General features: G+C 44.1%; 6 protein-coding genes. 1 reads left to right on the top strand and 5 read right to left on the bottom strand.

Translation table 11 applies throughout. The annotated features are described in order from the left end of the window. Nucleotides 1-294: 294 nt before the first annotated feature. A complete protein-coding gene (locus Q0C11_RS14270) occupies nucleotides 295-615 on the bottom strand; it encodes a response regulator (protein WP_293009100.1) in 321 nt (106 codons plus the stop codon). A 387-nt stretch (nucleotides 616-1,002) separates the two neighbouring features. Here Q0C11_RS14270 and lysS point away from each other — a divergent pair, with 387 nt between their 5' ends. After that, nucleotides 1,003-2,508 carry a lysine--tRNA ligase gene (gene lysS, locus Q0C11_RS14265; RefSeq protein WP_293009098.1) on the top strand — a complete coding sequence of 502 codons (1,506 nt, stop codon included), beginning with the start codon at nucleotides 1,003-1,005 and terminating at the stop codon, nucleotides 2,506-2,508. A 62-nt stretch (nucleotides 2,509-2,570) separates the two neighbouring features. Here the strand turns inward: lysS and Q0C11_RS14260 are convergent, their stop codons facing one another. The 4 genes from Q0C11_RS14260 to Q0C11_RS14245 all read right to left on the bottom strand — a co-directional run. Continuing rightward, nucleotides 2,571-3,233 carry an HAD family phosphatase gene (locus Q0C11_RS14260; protein WP_293009096.1) on the bottom strand — a complete coding sequence of 221 codons (663 nt, stop codon included), beginning with the start codon at nucleotides 3,231-3,233 and terminating at the stop codon, nucleotides 2,571-2,573. Next, nucleotides 3,230-3,907, bottom strand: coding sequence for a DnaA regulatory inactivator Hda (hda, locus tag Q0C11_RS14255; RefSeq protein WP_293009094.1), 678 nt, complete (start codon nucleotides 3,905-3,907; stop codon nucleotides 3,230-3,232). Before hda ends, Q0C11_RS14260 begins: the two co-directional genes overlap by 4 nt. Before the next feature lie 38 nt (nucleotides 3,908-3,945). Then, nucleotides 3,946-5,010: an AI-2E family transporter gene (locus tag Q0C11_RS14250; RefSeq protein ID WP_293009092.1), complete on the bottom strand. Its 1,065-nt coding sequence runs from the start codon at nucleotides 5,008-5,010 to the stop codon at nucleotides 3,946-3,948. 11 nt (nucleotides 5,011-5,021) lie between these two features. Next, nucleotides 5,022-5,636: aminotransferase class III-fold pyridoxal phosphate-dependent enzyme (locus tag Q0C11_RS14245; RefSeq protein WP_293009090.1), on the bottom strand; the 615-nt coding region annotated here is incomplete at its 5' end.

The raw sequence follows: 5,636 nt of genomic DNA, 5'->3' as shown, positions 1-5,636 counted from the left end.
ATAACGAATCATAGTGCACGGTTTTTGGTGTTAATTCACATATTTAAGTGCACTATTCTACCAAAATATACACTATTATTCAATTCAATCAGTTATTTATGATTTTTGAGTAAGCTCTAGATAAATGTGCAGAAACAATTTGATGCACCGATTCGCGTTGCAGGATTTGTTCGAATGCCATCCTCATGGAGCGACGATCTAACCATTCTCCACCTGCGTGTACTTTCTTTAAACATTGCGGGATGAGTAAAGCCGACATTTCTTTGAGTAAAATACCTTTTATGCCCATTCTGATCAAGTCACAAGTCTCAGTCTGATTGACTGCAGCAGTAATATCACTATTTTGATATCCTTTCCAAAGGAGGCTTGCACCAGCTTAACTTGATTAAGTCCATCAACGCCAGGCACATGAGGATCCATCAGCACTATGTCCGTTTTCTTCAGCATCAATATATCCTCAACACGCTCGGCTGAATTCAGTCTTTCCGTAACCTCAAATTCATTGCAGGCTTCGAGGATCGCATTTAATTCAAACAAAACAATTGGATGTGGATCTATTAAAAGAATTTTAATACGATCAACGGGCAATGTGTCTGACATCGTTTCAGTGAACATTTATGCCTATAGACTATCGTAAAGTTTAGTTTAATTATTATCTGCTTCTAGTTGTTAAGTTTTTATGAATATACTGATAAGGTTTTGTGAACATTCATACAACAAACCTACAAAAAACTAGAAAACACCTTATTTATCAGTTAATATCGCATACACTGTGAAACGTGAAATGCTGGGAGTTTAGGTTATATCACAACAAAACCCTGTGATAAATCGCACATCTGGGTACACTTCATAAAGAAAGATAAGAGAAATACAAAACCGGACATACCCTGAAAAACTGCCACCTCAGTCGCATAAAATAACAAAACCAAAAAAACAGTTTTAGTAAACAACTCTATCAAGCAGCAGCCTGCCTTAAAGTACATTTTTATACAACACCCTAATATGACCCAAGAAAATCAACCGGTTATCTATGATGAAAATCAGATTATTGCTGAACGCCGCGCCAAACTGACTGAAATACGCCAGACCAATAACGCTTTTCCTAATACATTCAGACGAGATCATTTAACTTCAGAATTAATTAAACAATTTAATGAGTTCTCTAAAGAACAACTAGAGGAACAGCCAACGATTGTAAAAATAGCAGGCCGAATGGTGCTAAAACGCGTAATGGGTAAAGCCAGCTTTGCAACCATACAGGATATGAAAGGACGCATTCAGTTGTATATCTCGAATGATCACACCGGAGAACCCGTACACGCAGCATTCAAGCATTACGACTTGGGTGATATCCTGGGTGCACAAGGCACTTTGTTCAAAACCAAAACAGGTGAACTCTCAATTCGGGTCACTGATTTACAATTACTCACAAAATCCTTACGCCCATTGCCGGAAAAATTTCATGGTTTGGCCGACCAAGAGCAAAAATATCGTCAGCGTTACCTTGATTTAATTACTAACGAAGAAACACGCAAAGTATTTGCCATCCGTTCCAAAGTAGTCCAGGCAATTCGTGAATTCTTTGTTGAACGCGATTATCTGGAGGTTGAGACACCAATGATGCACTCGATTCCAGGAGGCGCATCGGCCAGACCTTTTTCTACGCATCATAACGCATTGGATATGGCGCTATTCCTGCGTATTGCTCCAGAGCTTTATCTAAAGCGACTGGTTATCGGCGGCATGGAGAAGGTTTTTGAAATTAACCGGAATTTTCGCAACGAAGGAATTTCTACGCGACATAACCCCGAATTTACCATGCTGGAGTTCTATGAGGCTTATCAGGATTTTACTTATCTGATGGATTTCACCGAGCAAATGCTTGTGCACGTGGCCAAGCAAGTATTGGGTACCACGCACATTACCTACCAAGGCAAGACGATGGATTTATCCATATCGTTCATGCGCCTGACCATCACCCAGGCAATCCAGAAATTTCATCCGGACTACACGACCGAGCAATTGAATGATCGTGATTATCTGATCAAAAAATTGCAAGCATTGAATACTCACTTCAATCCCAACGATGGCATCGGCGGTTTGCAACTATCACTGTTCGATGAAACCACCGAGCATCTGTTGTTTGAACCCACCTTTATCGTCGATTACCCAGCAGAAGTATCCCCCTTAGCGCGGCGTAACGACAATAACCCAGACATCACCGATCGTTTTGAACTGTATATCGCCGGACGGGAAATCGCCAATGGGTTCTCTGAATTGAACGATCCGGAAGATCAAGCAGCACGTTTCCAGGAACAAGCCAAAGCCAAGGATGCTGGCGATAGTGAAGCGATGCATTATGATGCGGACTATATCCGCGCACTGGAATATGGCTTACCGCCCACAGCCGGCGAGGGCATTGGCATTGATCGCCTAGTCATGCTATTGACCGACAGTCCAAGTATTCGCGATGTTATTTTGTTTCCGCAATTAAGGCAGGAAGATTAACAAGCCGTTGGAAAACGTTTTCGAAGCAGCTGATCCAAGGCAGATAGTTTTCAACGAACCTGTTAACGCAAACTGATTATAGGCCAATCATTGCTTTCTGCATGGCTCCTCAGAGTGGGGTCCGGATCTACAGCAACCGGGTGCGTCACTTTGCAAAGCAAGGGCAAGTCATTTAGAGAATCACTGTAAAACCAGCTGCGGAGAAACGATAGCCAGGTCAGATTATGCAAATCGAGCCATTTCTCCAATCGCTCAACTTTTCCTTCCCTGAATGATGGTGTTCCAGACACCCGGCCGGTAAACTCGCCATCCTTCACTTCCGGTTCAGTCGCGATCAAATGACTAATGCCGAGCGCTTGGGCAATCGGAGCCGTGACAAAACTATTAGTAGCAGTAATGATGATACACAAATCATTATCCAGCATATGCTGTTCGATTAACTGCCGCGTTCCCGGCGCAATCAGTGGCATAATTTTCTTGCACATGAATTCACTGCGCCAAACTTCTAATTGGGCACGTGAATGCCGCGCCAAGGGTTTTAATTGAAAATCCAAAAATTCATGGATATCCAGCGTTCCTGCTTTGTATTGCTCATAAAATTCAATATTTTTGGTCTCGTGCAACTCACGATCCAACGCTTTTTTTTCAATCAAAAATTGTGCCCACTGAAAATCACTATCGCCCGCGATTAACGTGTTATCCAGATCAAATAATGCTAAGTTCATGAATCCACCTGTAATAATTCTCTTAATAAAGGTATAGTTATGGGGCGCTGATGGACCAGAGAATAACGATCCAGCGCATCCAATGTCATCATCAACGACGGTAAATCGCGTCGGCCATGCCGTAATAAATAAAGACAAATTTCCTGAGACAGCGTATAACCGCAATCAGCGGCATGCGCCTGCATCGCGTATATTTTTTCTTCTTCCGTTAATTCGTACACCTGATACACCAGCCCCCACCCCAGGCGGGTAACCAGATCCTGCCGCATATTCAAATACACCGGCGCAGTGGATCCACTTACCAGTAATAGTGAATGGCCTTCTTCGCGAAGCCCATTATACAGACTAAATAATTCGGCCTGACCTACGGTGTCCAGATAGTCGATATCGTCAATCGCGAAACAATCTACGGTATTGTCAATGCAGAAGCGGTGATGATTTTTGGCACAACCATACACCGCTTTTGCGTTCTTTTGTGCATACGCTAAGACGATCGCCTGCAACAAATGACTCTTACCGCAACCAGGGTTACCCCATAAATAAATAAAACGCTCTTTTTCTTCCCCTGACAGAATATTTTCCAGCATGTGCATCAATTCTGCATTGCGCCCCGGCAGAAAATTTTCCAGCGTAGGTAACGGCAGAGGGTTAATGTCTAACAACATCTGTTGCATGGTAATTGCCTAATCGTCGTAATTCGGTCTAAAAATTCCTACGAATTATACAGATCACTTCCCAAATAACGCTTTCGCAAATGGCGTAGCCACACCAATATTACCGCACTGACCGGCAACGCCAGCAAGATACCGAAGAAACCGAATAGTTGACCAAATGCCAATAACGCGAAAATAACGATAACCGGGTGCAGCCCAATCCGATCTCCCACCAGCCAAGGAGTAATCAGCATACCTTCAAGTATTTGACCAATACCAAAAACAATCCACACCATGATCACACCTTCCCAATCCTGGAACTGCATCATTGCGGCAAAAGTCGCCAACGTTAAGCCTACGATCATCCCCAGATAAGGCACAAAGACGAGGATACCCGCCACCAAGCCAATCGGTAATGCAAATTCAAGTCCCGCCAGCCAAAGGCCCGTGATATAACAAATACTCATTAATAAGATTACAGACAATTGCCCGCGCAAAAACTCCGCCAGAATCTGGTCAGTCTCCAGCGCTAACTGACAAATCTGATCATGCCAATAACGCGGAATCATTTCATCGACAAGTTTGATCAACATATCCCAATCACGTAACAGATAAAACAACACCACCGGCACCAATAGCAAATTGACCAGAAACTCGACGATCGCCACTCCACCGCTAGTCAAAGAAGGCAATACCTTTGCTGCCACACCGCCAGCACTTTTCCAGTGCTCCGAAATAGCCTCCCTTAACACATTCATATCCGGCTGCAGACTGATATCCAGCCTTGATTCCAGCCAAGGAATCACATGATTCTTCAGCATATCCAAATAAACTGGCATTTTATCCAGTAAACGGTTTGCCTCTTTCTCAAACAAAGGCACCATAACCAAAATCAAGGCGGCAAATACACCAAGTAGCAGCAACATAACAAGCACCGCCCCCACTGTCCGCGGTATTTTCCTGTCAGCCATGTACCTCATCATCGGATTGCAAATATATGCAATCACCGCAGCCAATAGAAAAGGAGTCAGGATCGGGTTGAGCAGATAAATCAACCCACCTGTCACGCAAGCTAATAACAACCACCAGAGATAAAGCAGACTTCCAGAATGTTCAGTGCTCATACGGGGTAAGTTTAACCAGCTTTTGTTTTTAGCGCATGGCTGGCCAGATTTTTGCCTAGCTCCCAGATAGAGCCCGGCACTTGGTGTGTATCCGCAATGGTCTTGGTTAATGCGCTCAGGACATGATCGCAATCTTTTTGCGTCAGGGTAAGAGGAGGCAAAAGTTTAATCACATTCATACCATGCCCCGCCACCTGCGTCAGGATTCTGTGCTCTTTGAACAATGGGATCGTAACCATTTGGCAGAATAACCCTTTATTGGCTGCTTCCAACATCATCCAGGCGGCTTTCAACGAAAAACTATTGGGTGACTTGAATTCAATCGCGATCATCGAACCTTTGCCACGCGCTTCTTTCAGAAATTCATATTGACCGGTCAACGCATTGATTCTTTCGATCAGATCATTACCAATTCTTGCGCTGTTTTCCACCAGCTTCTCAGTTTTGATCACCTCCAAGCTCGCCAGACCAGCCGCCATCGCCATGTTATTCTTGGAAAATGTAGAGCCGTGCACGACTGCCCGATCCATGCGGTTAAACACGCCATCCATGATCTCCTGCGTCAGGGCCACTGCGCCAACTGGCACAAAACCGCCGGATAACGCCTTGGCCATGCATACCATATC

Source organism: Nitrosomonas sp. (assembly GCF_022842015.1).
GTDB lineage: Bacteria > Pseudomonadota > Gammaproteobacteria > Burkholderiales > Nitrosomonadaceae > Nitrosomonas.
Note: the sequence above shows the minus strand (reverse complement) of the source record. Positions and strands in the feature narration are given on the sequence as shown.

Excerpts from the sequence above, each read along its gene's own strand:
- hda (WP_293009094.1), bottom strand. The coding sequence starts at position 3,907 with ATGCAACAGATGTTGTTAGACATTAACCCTCTGCCGTTACCTACGCTG.
- Q0C11_RS14250 (WP_293009092.1), bottom strand. The coding sequence starts at position 5,010 with ATGAGCACTGAACATTCTGGAAGTCTGCTTTATCTCTGGTGGTTGTTA.
- lysS (WP_293009098.1), top strand. The coding sequence starts at position 1,003 with ATGACCCAAGAAAATCAACCGGTTATCTATGATGAAAATCAGATTATT.
- Q0C11_RS14260 (WP_293009096.1), bottom strand. The coding sequence starts at position 3,233 with ATGAACTTAGCATTATTTGATCTGGATAACACGTTAATCGCGGGCGAT.
- Q0C11_RS14270 (WP_293009100.1), bottom strand. The coding sequence starts at position 615 with ATGTTCACTGAAACGATGTCAGACACATTGCCCGTTGATCGTATTAAA.